General features: G+C 48.8%; 1 pseudogene. It reads left to right on the forward strand.

From position 1 onward, the window contains the following. Positions 1–382, forward strand: a pseudogene (locus IEV15_RS14570) (AAA family ATPase); the annotation flags it as partial. Between the last annotated feature and the right edge of the window lie 157 nt (positions 383–539).

Genomic DNA, 539 nt, shown 5'->3' on the forward strand with positions numbered 1-539 from the left:
AAACCATGAAGACCTTGAATTTCTCGTCCTAAGGAAATACACGCCCGAAGAGCGTATAGCAATCGTAAGGGAGGCAATCTACCGAACCGAGAATGTAGGGCTGGTAATCATTGACGGAATACGGGACATGGTGTATGACATCAACAGCCCCAGCGAATCGACACGCATCATATCGAAGCTGATGCAGTGGACGGACGACAGGCAGATACATATCCACACGATACTCCACCAAAACAAGGGCGATGAGAATGCGAGGGGACATATCGGCACGGAACTGAACAACAAGGCGGAAACCGTTCTGCTGGTGGAAAAGGACAAGAGCAACGGGGATATAAGCAATGTTTCAGCCATGCGCCGGAAACTGTCTTCCAGGTTGATCTGAGTCTGGAAAGTAGCCTTCTCGCCCTCGAAGAAAAAATCCTTGTTGGAAGTGAGATAATTCATGCCCGCCTGGGTGAACATGGTTGGAACCTCGGGAATGGTAAAAACCTTATAGCCGAGACTGGAGAAATGTTCAATCACCTTAACCATAGCGGTAG

It is taken from the genome of Flavobacterium orientale (genome assembly GCF_014638005.1).
GTDB lineage: Bacteria > Bacteroidota > Bacteroidia > Flavobacteriales > Flavobacteriaceae > Flavobacterium > Flavobacterium orientale.